Below are 14602 nucleotides of genomic sequence, written 5' to 3'. Positions count from 1 at the left end.
ATGAATACCACAGCTCCAGCAGTAAAAACTGCCCTGATCTCTGTTTCGGATAAAACCGGCATTGTTGCATTTGCCACGCAACTGGCTCAACTGGGCATCAAACTGCTGTCAACCGGCGGTACTGCCAAGCTGTTGCAGGAGTCCGGCCTTGCTGTAACGGAAGTAGCCGAACATACCGGCTTTCCTGAAATGCTGGATGGTCGCGTGAAAACATTGCACCCCACGATTCATGGCGGACTGCTGGCGCGGCGTGAAGTGACAGAGCACATGCAAGCCATCAAGCAGCACGGTATCGAAACCATTGACCTGCTGGTCGTCAACCTCTATCCTTTTGAAGCCACCGTTGCCAAACCCGACTGCACCCTTGAAGATGCCATTGAAAACATCGACATCGGCGGCCCTGCCATGGTACGCTCTGCCGCTAAAAACTGGCGCGGTGTGGGTGTTGTCACCGATGCAGCTCAGTACGCCAAAGTACTGGAAGAAATCCAGCAAAATGGCGCGTTAAGTGATGCCACGCGCTTTGCACTGTCTGTAGCCGCTTTCAACCGGATTGCCGATTACGACGCAGCCATCAGCAATTACCTGTCTGCCATCAATACAGATGGTACTTCCGCGCCATTTTCATTGCAGCTTAATACCAACTTCACCAAACTGCAGGATCTGCGTTATGGAGAAAACCCGCATCAGCAGGCCGCCTTCTACCGTGACCAGTCTCCTTTACCCGGCTCGCTGGTTACAGCCAAGCAGCTTCAGGGCAAAGAGCTTTCTTACAATAACATTGCAGATGCAGATGCTGCATGGGAATGTGTAAAAAGTTTTGGAGATATCCCGGCCTGCGTCATCATCAAGCATGCCAATCCGTGTGGCGTGGCTCTGGGAGCCAATGCGGCCGAAGCATACAGCAAAGCATTTCAGACCGACTCCACCTCTGCATTTGGCGGCATCATCGCCTTCAATACAGAAGTCGACGAAGAAACCGCCAACCGGGTTTCCAAACAGTTTGTCGAAGTGCTGATCGCCCCCTCATATACCCCGCAAGCGCTGCAAATACTGGAGAGCAAAAAGAACGCCCGCGTTCTGGTGGTTGATATATCAGGCCTGCAACAAGACGGTAAAACCAACTGGGAGCGCAGCCGCAACTCTTACGACCTCAAGCGTGTCAGCTCCGGCATACTGGTGCAGTCTGCCGACCATCACCAGTTAAAAGCAGCCGACTTAAAGGTTGTGACCAAGGCACAGCCGTCAGACCAGCAAATGCACGACATGATGTTTGCATGGAAGGTAGCCCAATACACCAAATCCAACGCCATTGTATTCTGCGCCAACGGCATGACATTGGGAGTCGGCGCCGGGCAAATGAGCCGCGTGGATTCAGCACGCATTGCATCCATCAAAGCGGAAAATGCCGGATTGAGCCTGCAAAACTCCGCTGTTGCCAGTGACGCCTTCTTCCCGTTCCGCGACGGACTCGACGTCGTCGTCAAAGCCGGGGCCAGTTGTGTCATTCAGCCCGGTGGCAGCATCCGTGATCAGGAAGTCATTGACGCGGCAGACGAACAGGGCGTGGTCATGGTGTTTACCGGCGTCAGGCACTTCCGCCATTAAGTTTTAGCTCTACACTAAAATCCTGCTTTAAGCCTGAGATGGACAGCATCCATCTCAGGCTTTTGCACATGAAACTTGTCACACACCATGTTTGCCGATAGACTGGCCCGTACTGCAAATTTACCCCCTGACATACATGGATAATAATAACCGTTCAATTCAATTTGATGCCAGCGCACTGCCAACTAAAATCAATGTGCCAGGCTTCAATCAGGCCTATCAGGATTACCTGTCTGCCAACCTTCCAGAAAATCCCTCTAGCGGTACAGCAACCCTTGGCACAATCATCAGCGGCATCGGCATTTTAACCATTGTTGTGGGGGCTTTAATCCTTTTATTCGGCCCTGAATATGTGACATACAACCGCTCACGCGGCCCTACCTTTTTTCAATTTTTACAGTTGTACCCCGGCCCAATCACTACAGGCGGTTTTCTGGTTGCTGCATTAGGGCAGGCACTTGCAAACAGCGGACAAAAATCTGCTGCGCAATTGCTGACTGAGCAAGGATTCTTGCTGACAAACTATCCCCTTGAACCCCAGAATATCAGCCCGTTTATGAAAGATGATGAGTTCTTTTTGTTCAATTATGACGGCGGGAACCAGTTCACCGTTGAGTTGGGCAAGGACGCATCAGCGCCGATAAACCCGTCCCTTCAAAGCAGTTGAAAGCGCAAGAATAAGGAATCATTCGAACTGCCTGCAAATACTCCGCATAGATGTTTAAAACGGCCTGAGTACTCAGGCCGTTTACATTTCTGCTGTCTGTAAAAATCAATCAGCTCAACTCCACCTGTTTTCTAATATGACGACTCAAAACATCTCAGGGCAGGTGGTTAAAACTTCTTCTGACTGGGGATGAAGGTGTTCCACGGTAATTTCCGTTTGGCCCATAAGTGGGGCGCTGCCATGAATTATCCTTAAGATCAATCAGACTTCTGGCACCGATCTCATCCAGACGATGAGTCTTATCGACTGAACGATTGTTTGCAGAAGAAAAACTTCTGACATTACCATCTCCTGCATCAAGCATGGCCCACTCACCGACACCCGGTTGATCGTCATGATGGCTCTGACCAACTACACCTAAACCACATTGCAGTGCTTGTACAGAAAAGGTAACCATCGAAACCAATAAAAACACAGCGATACGAAGCTTCATAATCCCCCCGGCATCCAGAATAGTTTGACCTTGTTCATGAGCAATTTCTCATTTTTTTGCTTTGATGCAGGCAATAATCTGTAATCTGCACACGAAGAACCTGGCGAACGTTGCGAATAAAAACTATTTTCAGCCAGTGTTTTACTCCATGCTCATTTCAGCATCATTTATGAGGAGAAGGCAGCCGCCTGTAGTCCGAGCGCGGTGAGTCTGATTGAGATGGTTTGGAGTTAGAGCTGTTATCAGGATAAGAGAAGTTATAACAGCAGTCAGAGTTATACCAACGGTCATAATCCCAGTCGTTGTATCTGCTGCCATAGCTCGGGCTGGAGACCGCCCCGGACGATGAACTGCCTGATGAAAAAGATGAAGAAGGTGGTGAAGACCGCACATTGCCTGTGTAGCCTTGTATCGTCCCAATATGCTGGGCATAAACAGGAGCAACCAGCCAGACAGCAGAGCAGATGATGCTCAGCACCAGGCATCGCTTTTTTGTCAAACCAGTGCCTTTCACCATCAGACTCCTTTAGTTTTACTGCCACTTAACCTGCTTTTGGCATCGTGCCTGCCACCCAAAAAATCCGGCTCAACGCTATGCCATATGGCTTTCATTCAATTACCGCCCATGAGGGGATGGAAGTGCCCTGAAATCTGTACGGGGCCTGGGTTGTGACGACTGCGGCGGCGGCCTGTGTGGTGGCCTTCCATGATGGTAACCTGGCCCATAATAGCCGGGCGGCCTGGCATACCCCGGATAACCATAGCCAGGGTAATACGTACCCCCCTGAATCATGAACCGCCCGTCAGAATCCACATAAAAAGACCCTGAAGACCCACCGTAACTTCTCTCTGTATAAACATTTCCGTAAGATGAAGAGCGGTTGCTGCTGGAGCTGGAGCTTTCATCTCGTATCACGCCAAAGCTCTGCGCATTAGCCCATGAACCTGCAGCACATAGCATCAGCAGCACAAAAGCGCTTTGCGTCCATTTCAAAAAACTGCCTGTCTGCATATACATTCCCTCTCTCAAGGCTTGCCAAGGCTATACTAATAGCCTGACAACCAATTAGCGATGCGGCGATGGCAACACTCTAAAATCCGTCCGCCCGGAAGAGCCACCCCCGCTTCCCCCACTCCCGCCGGAAGAATTATTCCAATTTCCCCCGTTACCTGAGTCTGGATAAGCAGGCGGATAATCGTTTGGATTTACCGGCGGCCACCAATCATCATATCTTCCATAATTCTGGTAGCCACTGCTGCCGGAACTACTGCCATAGCTTGAAGATGATGAACCTGAACTGCCACTTTCGCGCATCACACCAGATGAACTGCCGCTTTCGCGCATCACACCAAAGCTCTGAGCTGAGGCCAACACAGCAAAAGCACTCAGCGCTACAAATAATGCAGCACCAACACCCCGGGTTGCTAATTTTTTCAGTTTCATCCTTATCCCCCTTCTACACTGCTTTGGTGCTTAGAACGACAATCTTTCTACCCCTGTTCAAACTGCATGCCTATGTCTGTCTGATCAGATTCAATCCAAGGAATTCCCTGCTTCATCGCAGCCCCCTTGCCGCTACCGTGCCAGTGAGCAAGTGCAAAAATCCTTTCCAAAGCGGCTAATTCCAATCCAATAACCTATTTACACATCATTTTACATGGAATTTTTAAGAAAATAGCCTCTTTTACATAAATTTACATATCGTCAAGCAGCACCTGATTTCAACCATATCCATTCAGGCCATTCACACAACAACATGCCTACAAGGTAGAATTAAAGATTGTCCCTGATTTTTTGATCATGATTATGGGTGATACACATCTCAAGCCAGCCTCTGTGGAAAACACAGAAAACAAAACCTCCAATTTTCTGCGTCAGGTTGTCGAGCAGGACCTGACTGCGGGCACTTATGCCACGCGCCGTTTTGCCGGCACACCCGGAGATGCGCAGCACCAGCAACAAGGCGAGCCGGACTGGGCCAAAATCCGTACCCGCTTTCCGCCGGAGCCTAACGGCTACCTGCATGTCGGGCATGCCAAAAGTATCTGTCTGAATTTCGGCATGGCGCAAGACTATGCGGGCATGTGCCACTTGCGCTTTGACGACACCAACCCGGAAAAAGAAGATATTGAATACGTCGAGTCGATCAAAGACCTGGTGCAATGGCTCGGCTTTGGCTGGCAGGCCCACAACACATCTCACCTGTATTTTGCCAGTGACTATTTCGACTTCATGTACCGTGCCGCCTGTTTTCTCATTGAAGCCGGTTATGCCTATGTAGATGAACAGTCGGCAGAAGAAATGCGCGCCAACCGTGGCGACTTTAAAACCCCTGGCAAAAACAGCCCGTACCGTGACCGTACCCCGGCAGAAAATCTGGCCCGCTTTGAAGACATGCGATCGGGTAAACTGCCTGATGGCGCTGCCGTGCTGCGCGCCAAGATTGATATGGCCTCTCCCAACCTGAACATGCGCGATCCGGCCATTTACCGCATCAAGCATGCCGAGCATCATCGTACCGGTGACAAATGGTGCATCTATCCAATGTATACATTTGCCCACCCGCTGGAAGATGCACTGGAGCAGATCACCCACAGCTTTTGCACGCTGGAATTTGAAGACCAGCGCCCGTTTTATGACTGGATCATCCAGCGCCTGTGTGAAACCATAACCCTGCCTGATGGACGTACCATTGGCGGTCTGCTGGCACAGCCTCAACCCCGGCAATATGAATTTGCCCGGCTGAACCTCACTTATGTTGTAACCAGCAAACGCAAACTGAAACAACTGGTAGAAAACCAACTCGTCAGCGGCTGGGACGACCCCCGCATGCCCACACTCGTAGGCCTGCGCCGACGCGGCTATACGCCTGAATCTATCCGCCTGTTCTGTGACCGCGTCGGTGTGTCCAAAGCCGCCAGCTGGATTGATTACGGCGTGCTGGAAACCGCCTTGCGCGACGACCTGGAAAGCAAGGCCACGCGCGCCATGGCGGTGCTCGAACCCGTCAAACTGACACTGACCAACTGGGCCGAACTGTTCGGCAGCGACAGCCACGAAGTCGCCTGCGAAGCGCCGCGCCTGCCCGCTTCTCCAGAAGCCGGTGCACGCCACTTCAAGCTGACACGCGAACTGTGGATTGAACGCACCGATTTTGAGGAAGTACCGCCCAAAGGATACCGGCGTCTGTTCCCCGGCAACCGGGTGCGGCTGAAATACGGCTGTATCATCGAATGCACCGGCTGTGTCAAGGATGATCAGGGCCGTGTAATTGAAGTACTGGCCACCATGGTGCCCGATACACTCAGCGGCACACCAGGTGCTGACGCGGTGAAAGTCAAAGGCACCATTACCTGGGTTTCTCAGGCCGATGGTGTACAGGCCACTGTGCGCTTGTATGACCGGCTCTTCCTGGACGAACATCCGGATGCCGGCGGTAAAGACTTTCTGAGCTGCATGAACCCCGACAGCCTGCAAACTGTGCAGGCCTATATTGAGCCTGAAGCAGCCATGGTCGACTCCGATACACGGTTGCAGTTTGAACGGCATGGTTACTTTGTGGCAGACCGGGTTGAGCATTCAGCTTCCGGCCCTGTCTTTAACCGCATCACATCACTGAAAGACAACTGGAAAAAGTAATCTGATTACCTTATTGTGCCCAGAACAGACATGCCCTGAATCCGTGCCAACCATTCAGGGCATTGTCATCTTCGGCCCCCATGCATATGACCTCTGCCCCGGTGATCATTTATTCCGATGAGCAGTTGCTCATCCTTCACAAACCTGCCGGGTTGTTATGCGTGCCCGGGCGGGATGAAAGCCAGCCCCATCTGGCCGGCCTTGTGCAGGCTATATTTCCAAATACGCTCACAGTACACCGGCTGGATCAGGCCACATCCGGCCTGGTCGTGATGGCACGCAACGCTGAAGTACAGCGACAACTGAGCATGGCATTTGCAGAGCGTCAGGTTGAAAAAACCTATCTGGCCAGGGTTGCCGGCAGCCCGGCCGACCATCAGGGAGAAATCAACCTCCCGCTGCAAAAAGACTGGCCAAACCGCCCGCGCCAAATCGTCAGCCACCCGCATGGAAAACCGTCACTCACCCGCTGGGAAGTCATTCAACGCAGCCCGGGCCACCATTTCAGCACCTTAAAACTGATGCCGCATACAGGACGCAGCCACCAGTTGCGCGTACATCTTGCAGCCATTGGCCACCCCATTCTGGGCGATACGCTGTATGCCCCGCCCGAATACGCTTATGCTTATCCGCGCCTGATGCTACATGCATGGCGTCTGGCTTTTGTGCACCCGGTCACACAGCAAAACATACAGTTTGAAGCCTTGGCAGAGTTTTAATCACCACACATGCCCTGAAGATCTGCGCACCACTGAGATTGAATGCATAGCCTGTCTGACTATTCAGCTTATAGCCCATCACCTGAAACAGCCATAAACAACAGATTGGGGAAAAGCCGGCCTGCATCATCCGCTGAAAAGGGGTAAAACACAATTTCTCCGTTTCGATCATCACTGTTTAACCTTTATCAACAAACGCATGGCAACTTCCCTGCATTATGCTATGCTTACACCGAACCATATGGCCATGAACGCTCCAAACACCAGCCCTGTCACATGGACACCTCAAGGGCATCCCCACTCAGAACAGTTTGATGACATCTACCACAGTGTCAGCGGTGCTCTGCCGCAGGCGCAGCACGTTTTTTTAAATGGCTGTGGGCTGCCTGAACAATGGCAGCAAAAACCCGTCGTGACCATTCTGGAAACCGGCTTTGGTCTGGGGCTGAATTTTCTGGCCACCTGGCTGTGCTGGAAAAACAACCCCGGCCAATGCCGCCGCTTGCACTTTGTCTCGGTTGAAGCATATCCGGTTTCGCCGCAGGACATCATCCAGTCTGTGGCCCATATTCCAGAACTCCAGGCATTAGGCCAGCGTTTGGCACAGCAATACCCACTGCCCTTGCCCGGTTTGCATCGCATTGAATTTGACGAGGGCGAGTCAGGCCAGATCATTCTGACACTGGCCATCGGCAACGCACAGGGACTGCTCAAACAGCTATACCTGTCTGCCGATGCCATTTATCTGGATGGTTTTTCGCCAGCCAAAAACCCGGATCTGTGGAGCCCGGAGATCATGAAAGCTCTGGCCCGGCTGGCACACCCCGGAACCCGGATTGCCACCTGGAGCGTTGCCGGCCATGTGCGCCGCCATCTGGCAAGCGCAGGTTTTCAAACCGAACGCCGGCCGGGTTTGCCACCCAAAAAAGAATGTCTGCTTGGCAGTTACCAACCACATGCCATTTCACGCCGCAAACCCAGCACGCAGGCAGGCATTACAACCGAGCAGCGCGAAGCCATTGTGATAGGTGCTGGCATTGCCGGTGCCAGCGCCTGCTGGTCACTGGCGCGGCGTGGCTGGAAAGTGCGTCTGATTGACAAGGCATCCGGACCGGCGCAAGGTGCTTCTGGCCTGCCCATAGGGCTGGGCCTGCCGCATATTTCGTCCGATGATGCGCTGCTCTCACGCCTGACACGTGCAGGTGCGGCATGGATGAAATACCTCATTACCGCCTGTAAACTGCCCTCCACTTATTGGAGCGACACGCCGGTAGAGCAGATTGTTGAACGCGCTGAAGATGCCCTCATCCCTCAAAGCTGGGGCAATCTCGGGCAAATGCTGTTTTCTCCAGCAACCACAGATGAAAACCAGCCGTGCCGGCGCTTTCTCCACGGCATGCGGGTCGAAGGGCCGGCGCTCATCAATGCATTACTGGCCCACACGTCAGGTATTGAGTGCCAGTGGAATACCACCGTCACAGCGCTTGAACGCACACAAACAGGCTTATGGCAACTGCGGGACCAGCATGGGCAGATCTGTGCCCAGTCTCCCCATGTGGTCGTGGCCGCCGCCATGGGCAGCCTGCCCTTATGCAAGCTAGAAAATGACCGCATCACCCCCAACCGCGGGCAGATTACGCTGGGACTGGAAAATGCCGCTGCCCCTGCATCATTACCCGATGCGCGCACCGGCAACGGGCATTTTCTGCTGCCGCTACGGGCCGATGCCGGCTGGTCATGGAGCATGGGCTCCACCTTCCAGCATGACTGCCAGACCCTGGATGTACTGCCCGCAAGCCATCAGGAAAATTTTGAAAAACTGCGCAACCTCTCACCACAGGCTGCGCATGCGCTGCAGCCCCAGTTTGAACAACAGCAACTGAACGCTTTTGTAGAAGTACGCTGTACCTCAGCCGACCACATGCCCATGGTCGGTGCCGTACCCGACTGGAACGCCTTGGCAGCGCTGGATGCCCGGCGCGTCATGAATACCGAAATCCCTGTGCTACCCGGGCTGTATGTATTGACTGCACTGGGCTCACGAGGTTTAAGCGCGGGCGCATTATGCGCAGAGCTGCTCGCCAGCATGATGTGCCGTGAGCCCTGGCCATTACCTCAGCAACTGGCGCAGGCGCTGCTGCCGGCACGGTTTACGCTCAGGCAAAAACGCCAGGCCACCTCGGCAGACGAGGCGACTTAATCCCCGGTCAGCGGCGTTGAAACCACTGTCAACCGCTGTTCGCCCAGCCCCTGGACGCCAAGTCGCATGATCTGCCCCGGCTGTAAAAACACCGGTGGTTTCTGCCCCAGCCCCACCCCGGGCGGCGTGCCGGTGGCAATGATATCGCCGGGCTGCAGGCTCATGAACTGGCTGACGTAGCTGATCAGATAAGGCACCTTAAAAATCATATTGGCTGTTGTGTCGTCCTGATAGCGCTTGCCATCCACCTCCAGCCAGATCGAAAGTTGCTGCGGGTCAGGCACCTCGTCTGCCGTTACCAGCCATGGCCCAATCGGTGCAAACGTATCACAACCTTTGCCCTTATCCCAGGTGTCGCCGCGGCGCATCTGATATTCCCGTTCGGAAATATCATTCACCACACAATAACCAGCCACATGCGCCAGCGCATTTTCTTCCTCGATATAACGGCCCGGCTGGCCGATTACCACACCCAGTTCGACCTCCCAGTCGGTATGGGTGGAACCACGCGGTATGTGAACCTCATCATAAGGCCCGGTGATGGCACTGGTCCATTTACCGAAAATCACCGGCTCATCAGGTGCGGCTGCACCGGTTTCTGCCGCATGGTCACTGTAATTCAGGCCAATACAGATCAGCTTGCCCACCTGTCCTACACACGGGCCAACGCGCAATTGATCTGCAGGCAATACCGGCAGCATCTCCGGGTTTAGCGCCTGCAAACGTTCCAGCACCTCAGGCAGCAGCCACTGCCCGCAAACATCTCCGATCACGCCGGAAAGATCCCGCAATGCGCCCTGCTCATCAAGCAACGCGGGTTTTTCAAAACCAGACATCCCAACACGCAGCAGTTTCATCTTTCAGCCCCTATCCATCATCGATTTGCAGGCTTGGTCAGTAGCCTTAGACATCTTCCGCCAGGTTCTCAAACCGCGTCAGCGGTTTCAGGAACGCCAGACGCACGGTACCGGTAGGGCCGTTACGCTGCTTGGCAATGATGATTTCCGCCACGCCGGGGTCTTTGGACTGCTCTTTATGGTAATAATCATCACGGTAAATGAAGATGATCACGTCGGCATCCTGCTCAATCGCGCCCGATTCACGCAAGTCGCTCATCATAGGTCGCTTGTCGGTTCGCTGCTCCACACTGCGGTTCAACTGCGACAGTGCCAGCACCGGGCATTGCAGCTCTTTGGCCAGCGATTTCAGGCCACGGGAAATTTCACCCAACTCTGTGGCACGGTTTTCATCACCTCCGCCGGACGAACCACTCATCAGTTGCAGATAGTCCACCACAATCAGCCCCAGCCGACCAAATTTACGCGCCAGCCGCCGCGCATTGGCACGCAGCTCGCTGGGTGTGAGGCCGGGCGTTTCATCAATGAACATATCAATGTCACGCATTTTCTCTACCGTTTCCGACAGGCGTGCCCATTCATCATTGCGCAGCTTTCCAGTGCGCAGATTGCCCTGGTCAATACGCCCCAGCGAACCGACCAGACGCAGCGTCAACTGCGCAGCGCCCATTTCCATCGAAAACACCGCAACCGGCAACCGCTCCTCTACCGCAACATGCTCGGCAATATTGAGCGCCAGCGCCGTTTTCCCCATCGAGGGACGTGCCGCCAGCACAATCAGGTCGCCCGGCTGCATGCCAGCGGTCATGCGGTCATAGTCATAAAACCCGCTGTGCACGCCGGTGACATCATTGGGGTTTTCAGCCATTTCAGTAACACGGTCCAGCAGGTCCACCACCAGCTTGTCCATCGACTGAAAACCGGCTTTCATGCGTGAACCTTCTTCGCCAATACCGAAGATCTTCTGTTCTGCATCATCCAGAATCTGCGCGACCGGCCGCCCCTGCGGGCTCATGGCATTGGTGGCAATCTCATCACTGGCAGCCACCAGCTTGCGCAGAATCGCCCGTTCGCGCACAATCTCTGCATAACGGCGGATATTGGCCGCACTGGGCACGCTTTGCGCCAGCGCATTCAAATAAGGCAGTCCGCCGCATTCCTCTGCCTTGCCCAGATTCTGCAAATGCTCAAAAACGGTAATGACATCAGCCGGTTTGCTGGCGTTGATCAACTGTGCAATGGCCGAAAAGATCTGCCGGTGCTCATAACGGTAAAAATCATTTTCACTGATCAGGTCACCGCAACGGTCCCAGGCATCATTTTCAACCAGCAAACCGCCCAACACACTCTGCTCGGCCTCAATCGAATGCGGCGGCACACGCAATTGCGCAACATCCATATCCATTGAAGGTGAGGCTGATTCAGGATAAACAGCAGACATAAAAACAAAAAACCTTTAAAAACAATGCATTATCACATGCATTGCCCACACCGGGGCTCATGCATTGCTCACTTTACCATGACATTTAAGCGGTAGGGCAACAGGTGCCTATTGTTGAGAAGGTTTTTCCCTTCCCCACGCAATTTAAACAACCTTGTCAAACACAGGTAAACATGAACCCGCCACCAGCTCAAAAGAAAAACCGGCTTACGAAAAGCCGGTTTTCCAGTGTGAAACAGATGAAATCACCTGCCTGGTATTTGAACCAGTTGCAGATTAATCGGTTTCAGCAACAATGATCACTTTCAGATCAGACGTGGTATCGGCATGCAGTGCAACCACCACATCGTACTCACCAATCGCCTTCAGCGGACCGTTAGGCATACGGATCTGTGATTTATGCACATCGGCAAACCCTTGCTCATGCAAGGCGGCAGTGATGTCATAATTGGTCACAGAGCCAAACAGGCGGCCGTCTACACCGGCTTTCTGTTTGATGGTCACCGATGTACCATGAATCTTCTCGCTGAGCGTCTGGGCAGCGGCCAGTCTTTCGGCAGCAGCTTTTTCCAGTTCTGCGCGGCGCGCTTCAAACTCTTTGATCGCACCAGCCGTAGCACGGCGTGCCTGACCCTGAGGAATCAGGTAGTTACGGGCGTAGCCGTCCTTGACCTTAACGATGTCACCCAGGTTACCGAGGTGATGAATTTTATCGAGCAAAATAACTTGCATGCTTGTACTCCTCAGAACTTGTGCAGATCGGTATAAGGCATCAGTGCCAGGAAACGTGCACGTTTGATCGCCGTATTAAGCTGGCGCTGATAAATGGCACGTGTGCCGGTCAGACGGGCCGGGGTGATTTTTCCGTTTTCGCCGATGAAATCACGCAGCGTATCAATGTCTTTGTAATCAATTTCCTTAACGCCAGCCACCGTAAAGCGGCAGAAACGTTTACGGCGGAACAGCAGTGACTGCTGATTGCGTTTGACCTTGCGGTCCTTATTAAATTTGTTGTTACGTGTGAAAGCCATAATCAAATGGACTCCTGAATGTTAAATCTGACTCTAAGCGAAGATAAGCGTTGCACCATGTGCATAACCCGTTTACCCTGCATTCCCAATATCAAATCGACTGAAAATCTGAAATATGCAAAATAACCTGTTGTGTCCGGCCCCGGGAGGCTAAAAAACCATCAAACACATAAACACTTTGCATATCTGCCAAACGCAGCTTCTGTGCAACTTCGCCAAAAGCCACCGCCTTGATTGAAAGTACCACCTGTCTTGAACTTCCCAACTCCATTTGGCTGGACTGATGGGCCAAAACCAGATCCAGTGCCAGTATCCCTGCGGGGGTATATCGGTCGGATCCCAGACTTTCAATGCGGGCCTGCAGATGACACTGATTGACGCCCTGACCTGGGCCGATGGTATCAATCGCGTTCACGCCTGCCGCTTGACCTTTCTTACAGAAAATCAGTTGGCAGCAGATTCCTGCTGGGTATTTTTGCGTGCTTCTTCGCGCTCCACAACCTTCATCATCGAAGAAGGTGTTGTTTCAGCGGTTTCCTTGCGCACGGTCAGGTGGCGCAAAACAGCATCGTTAAAGCGGAAAGCGTGTTCCAGCTCATCAAGCACGTGCTGTGAACATTCAATGTTCATGCAGATGTAATGGGCTTTAGCCAGCTTCTGGATCTGATAGGCCAGTTGACGACGGCCCCAGTCTTCGTAACGGTGAATCTGACCACCATCAGCGGTGATCATGCTTTTATAGCGCTCAACCATGGCTGGCACTTGCTCGCTTTGATCCGGGTGGATCAGGAGCACAATTTCATAATGACGCATGTAAAACTCCTTATGGATAAAAGCCACCCGGCAAGCGTCTTGGCTGTGTATACAGTTGGCCATATAAGACCGCACTGCCAAACCGGTGTGGCAAGGGAAGCTTTTGATTATATACCAGATTTTGCCTGAATGGAAGTCAGCCGCGCGGGTGGTGCCGGGCGTGCAATTGTTTGAGCCGCTCACGCGCCACATGGGTATAAATCTGAGTGGTTGAAATATCGGCATGCCCCAGCAGCATCTGCACCGCACGTAAATCGGCCCCATGGTTCAGCAAATGCGTTGCAAACGCGTGACGCAGGGTATGTGGAGACAAATGCTCCCGTATGCCTGCCTGAAGCGCATATTTGCGGATAATCACCCAGAACATCTGCCTGGTCATACCCTGCAGGCCGTCAATGCGCCCGGTCACAAACAGCGCGTCAGACGCACGGCCTTTCAGCAAAACAGGCCTGGCCTCCTGCATATAACGCTGCAACCAGGTGGCCGCCTCCAGGCCGAAAGGTACCAGGCGCTCCTTGTCACCCTTACCAGTGATGCGCAAAACATGCTCATTGAGGCCCACCTCAAAAATCTTGAGCTTGACCAGTTCACTCACACGCAAACCGCTGGCGTACATCAGCTCCAGCATGGTACGGTCACGCAGCCCCAGTTCACTTTGTACATCGGGCGCGTCCAGCAAAGACTCCACTTGCGCTTCCGTCAGCGTGCCGGGCACCCGCATGGCCTGTTTGGCAGGCAACAGGCGCAAGGTTGGGTCTACCTGAATGCGGTGCTCTCTGGCTGCCCAATGAAAATAGCGCCTGAATACCGTCAGGCGCCTGTTGGCACTGGTCGCTTTTGAATTGGCATGGCGAACCGCAGCATACGCCTGCAGATGCGCCTCCTGCGTATCATCCAGAACCTTTTGCGCATGATGACTGGCCAGCCAATCGGCATACAAGGTCAAATCCCTGCGGTAGGCGGCCAGTGTATTGGCTGATAAACCATCCTCCAACCACAGCGCATCCAAAAACAGGTCAATCGCCTGCTGTGACTGCTGCGGCAATAAAGCGGACGCACGAGAATTGGAGGATGACGAGAGCAAACGAGGCATTTGTTGTGTTGTACTATTGACTATTGGCAGTACCCACCTG

Annotated in this window: 15 protein-coding genes; 5 read left to right on the top strand and 10 right to left on the bottom strand. The window is 53.3% G+C overall.

Annotated features, from left to right (window positions below; genetic code table 11):
- Complete coding sequence (purH, locus tag AACY98_RS07580; RefSeq protein WP_339803587.1) at window positions 1–1608, top strand: bifunctional phosphoribosylaminoimidazolecarboxamide formyltransferase/IMP cyclohydrolase; 1608 nt, start codon at window positions 1–3, stop codon at window positions 1606–1608.
- A 136-nt stretch (window positions 1609–1744) separates the two neighbouring features.
- A complete protein-coding gene (locus AACY98_RS07575; RefSeq protein ID WP_339803584.1) occupies window positions 1745–2275 on the top strand; it encodes a hypothetical protein in 531 nt (176 codons plus the stop codon).
- A 154-nt stretch (window positions 2276–2429) separates the two neighbouring features.
- Here AACY98_RS07575 and AACY98_RS07570 read toward each other — a convergent pair whose 3' ends face one another.
- The 3 genes from AACY98_RS07570 to AACY98_RS07560 form a co-directional block, all read right to left on the bottom strand.
- Window positions 2430–2768 carry a hypothetical protein gene (locus AACY98_RS07570; RefSeq protein ID WP_339803582.1) on the bottom strand — a complete coding sequence of 113 codons (339 nt, stop codon included), beginning with the start codon at window positions 2766–2768 and terminating at the stop codon, window positions 2430–2432.
- A 163-nt stretch (window positions 2769–2931) separates the two neighbouring features.
- Entirely contained in the window at window positions 2932–3267 is a 336-nt protein-coding gene (locus AACY98_RS07565) for a hypothetical protein (RefSeq protein ID WP_339803579.1), read from the bottom strand.
- A 567-nt stretch (window positions 3268–3834) separates the two neighbouring features.
- Window positions 3835–4212, bottom strand: a complete 378-nt coding sequence (locus tag AACY98_RS07560; RefSeq protein WP_339803576.1) for a hypothetical protein — start codon at window positions 4210–4212, stop codon at window positions 3835–3837.
- A 363-nt stretch (window positions 4213–4575) separates the two neighbouring features.
- Here AACY98_RS07560 and AACY98_RS07555 point away from each other — a divergent pair, with 363 nt between their 5' ends.
- The 3 genes from AACY98_RS07555 to mnmC all read left to right on the top strand — a co-directional run bounded on the left by AACY98_RS07555 (window position 4576) and on the right by mnmC (window position 9327).
- Window positions 4576–6408, top strand: coding sequence for a glutamine--tRNA ligase/YqeY domain fusion protein (locus tag AACY98_RS07555; protein ID WP_339803574.1), 1833 nt, complete (start codon window positions 4576–4578; stop codon window positions 6406–6408).
- 80 nt (window positions 6409–6488) lie between these two features.
- Window positions 6489–7127 (top strand): RluA family pseudouridine synthase, encoded by a 639-nt coding sequence (locus AACY98_RS07550; RefSeq protein WP_339803571.1) that lies wholly within the window; start codon window positions 6489–6491, stop codon window positions 7125–7127.
- 247 nt (window positions 7128–7374) lie between these two features.
- Window positions 7375–9327, top strand: a complete 1953-nt coding sequence (gene mnmC / locus AACY98_RS07545) for an FAD-dependent 5-carboxymethylaminomethyl-2-thiouridine(34) oxidoreductase MnmC (protein WP_339803568.1) — start codon at window positions 7375–7377, stop codon at window positions 9325–9327.
- On the opposite strand, the gene AACY98_RS07540 is transcribed toward mnmC, so the two are convergent.
- The 7 genes from AACY98_RS07540 to xerD all read right to left on the bottom strand — a co-directional run bounded on the left by AACY98_RS07540 (window position 9324) and on the right by xerD (window position 14562).
- Window positions 9324–10184 (bottom strand): fumarylacetoacetate hydrolase family protein, encoded by an 861-nt coding sequence (locus tag AACY98_RS07540; protein WP_339803565.1) that lies wholly within the window; start codon window positions 10182–10184, stop codon window positions 9324–9326. The genes mnmC and AACY98_RS07540 overlap by 4 nt on opposite strands.
- Before the next feature lie 46 nt (window positions 10185–10230).
- On the bottom strand, window positions 10231–11625 hold the full coding sequence (dnaB, locus tag AACY98_RS07535; protein WP_126977263.1) for a replicative DNA helicase: 1395 nt from the start codon (window positions 11623–11625) through the stop codon (window positions 10231–10233).
- 276 nt (window positions 11626–11901) lie between these two features.
- Window positions 11902–12357 (bottom strand): 50S ribosomal protein L9, encoded by a 456-nt coding sequence (rplI, locus tag AACY98_RS07530; RefSeq protein ID WP_339803560.1) that lies wholly within the window; start codon window positions 12355–12357, stop codon window positions 11902–11904.
- Between the two features lie 11 nt (window positions 12358–12368).
- Window positions 12369–12656 carry a 30S ribosomal protein S18 gene (gene rpsR, locus AACY98_RS07525; RefSeq protein WP_126977259.1) on the bottom strand — a complete coding sequence of 96 codons (288 nt, stop codon included), beginning with the start codon at window positions 12654–12656 and terminating at the stop codon, window positions 12369–12371.
- A gap of 91 nt (window positions 12657–12747) precedes the next feature.
- A complete protein-coding gene (gene priB / locus AACY98_RS07520; RefSeq protein ID WP_339803557.1) occupies window positions 12748–13071 on the bottom strand; it encodes a primosomal replication protein N in 324 nt (107 codons plus the stop codon).
- A 29-nt stretch (window positions 13072–13100) separates the two neighbouring features.
- Window positions 13101–13469, bottom strand: a complete 369-nt coding sequence (gene rpsF / locus AACY98_RS07515; protein ID WP_126977257.1) for a 30S ribosomal protein S6 — start codon at window positions 13467–13469, stop codon at window positions 13101–13103.
- 136 nt (window positions 13470–13605) lie between these two features.
- Window positions 13606–14562, bottom strand: coding sequence for a site-specific tyrosine recombinase XerD (gene xerD / locus AACY98_RS07510; protein WP_339803554.1), 957 nt, complete (start codon window positions 14560–14562; stop codon window positions 13606–13608).
- Between the last annotated feature and the right edge of the window lie 40 nt (window positions 14563–14602).

It is taken from the genome of Saezia sanguinis (assembly GCF_963921665.1).
Classification (GTDB): domain Bacteria; phylum Pseudomonadota; class Gammaproteobacteria; order Burkholderiales; family Burkholderiaceae_C; genus Saezia; species Saezia sanguinis.
The sequence above is the reverse complement of the archived record's forward strand: the minus strand, read 5'-3'. Positions and strand labels throughout refer to the sequence as shown.

Coding starts and splice junctions, on each gene's coding strand:
- purH (WP_339803587.1), top strand. CDS start 1: ATGAATACCACAGCTCCAGCAGTAAAAACTGCCCTGATCTCTGTTTCG.
- AACY98_RS07575 (WP_339803584.1), top strand. CDS start 1,745: ATGGATAATAATAACCGTTCAATTCAATTTGATGCCAGCGCACTGCCA.
- AACY98_RS07570 (WP_339803582.1), bottom strand. CDS start 2,768: ATGAAGCTTCGTATCGCTGTGTTTTTATTGGTTTCGATGGTTACCTTT.
- AACY98_RS07560 (WP_339803576.1), bottom strand. CDS start 4,212: ATGAAACTGAAAAAATTAGCAACCCGGGGTGTTGGTGCTGCATTATTT.
- AACY98_RS07555 (WP_339803574.1), top strand. CDS start 4,576: ATGGGTGATACACATCTCAAGCCAGCCTCTGTGGAAAACACAGAAAAC.
- AACY98_RS07550 (WP_339803571.1), top strand. CDS start 6,489: ATGCATATGACCTCTGCCCCGGTGATCATTTATTCCGATGAGCAGTTG.
- mnmC (WP_339803568.1), top strand. CDS start 7,375: ATGAACGCTCCAAACACCAGCCCTGTCACATGGACACCTCAAGGGCAT.
- AACY98_RS07540 (WP_339803565.1), bottom strand. CDS start 10,184: ATGAAACTGCTGCGTGTTGGGATGTCTGGTTTTGAAAAACCCGCGTTG.
- dnaB (WP_126977263.1), bottom strand. CDS start 11,625: ATGTCTGCTGTTTATCCTGAATCAGCCTCACCTTCAATGGATATGGAT.
- rplI (WP_339803560.1), bottom strand. CDS start 12,357: ATGCAAGTTATTTTGCTCGATAAAATTCATCACCTCGGTAACCTGGGT.
- rpsR (WP_126977259.1), bottom strand. CDS start 12,656: ATGGCTTTCACACGTAACAACAAATTTAATAAGGACCGCAAGGTCAAA.
- rpsF (WP_126977257.1), bottom strand. CDS start 13,469: ATGCGTCATTATGAAATTGTGCTCCTGATCCACCCGGATCAAAGCGAG.
- xerD (WP_339803554.1), bottom strand. CDS start 14,562: ATGCCTCGTTTGCTCTCGTCATCCTCCAATTCTCGTGCGTCCGCTTTA.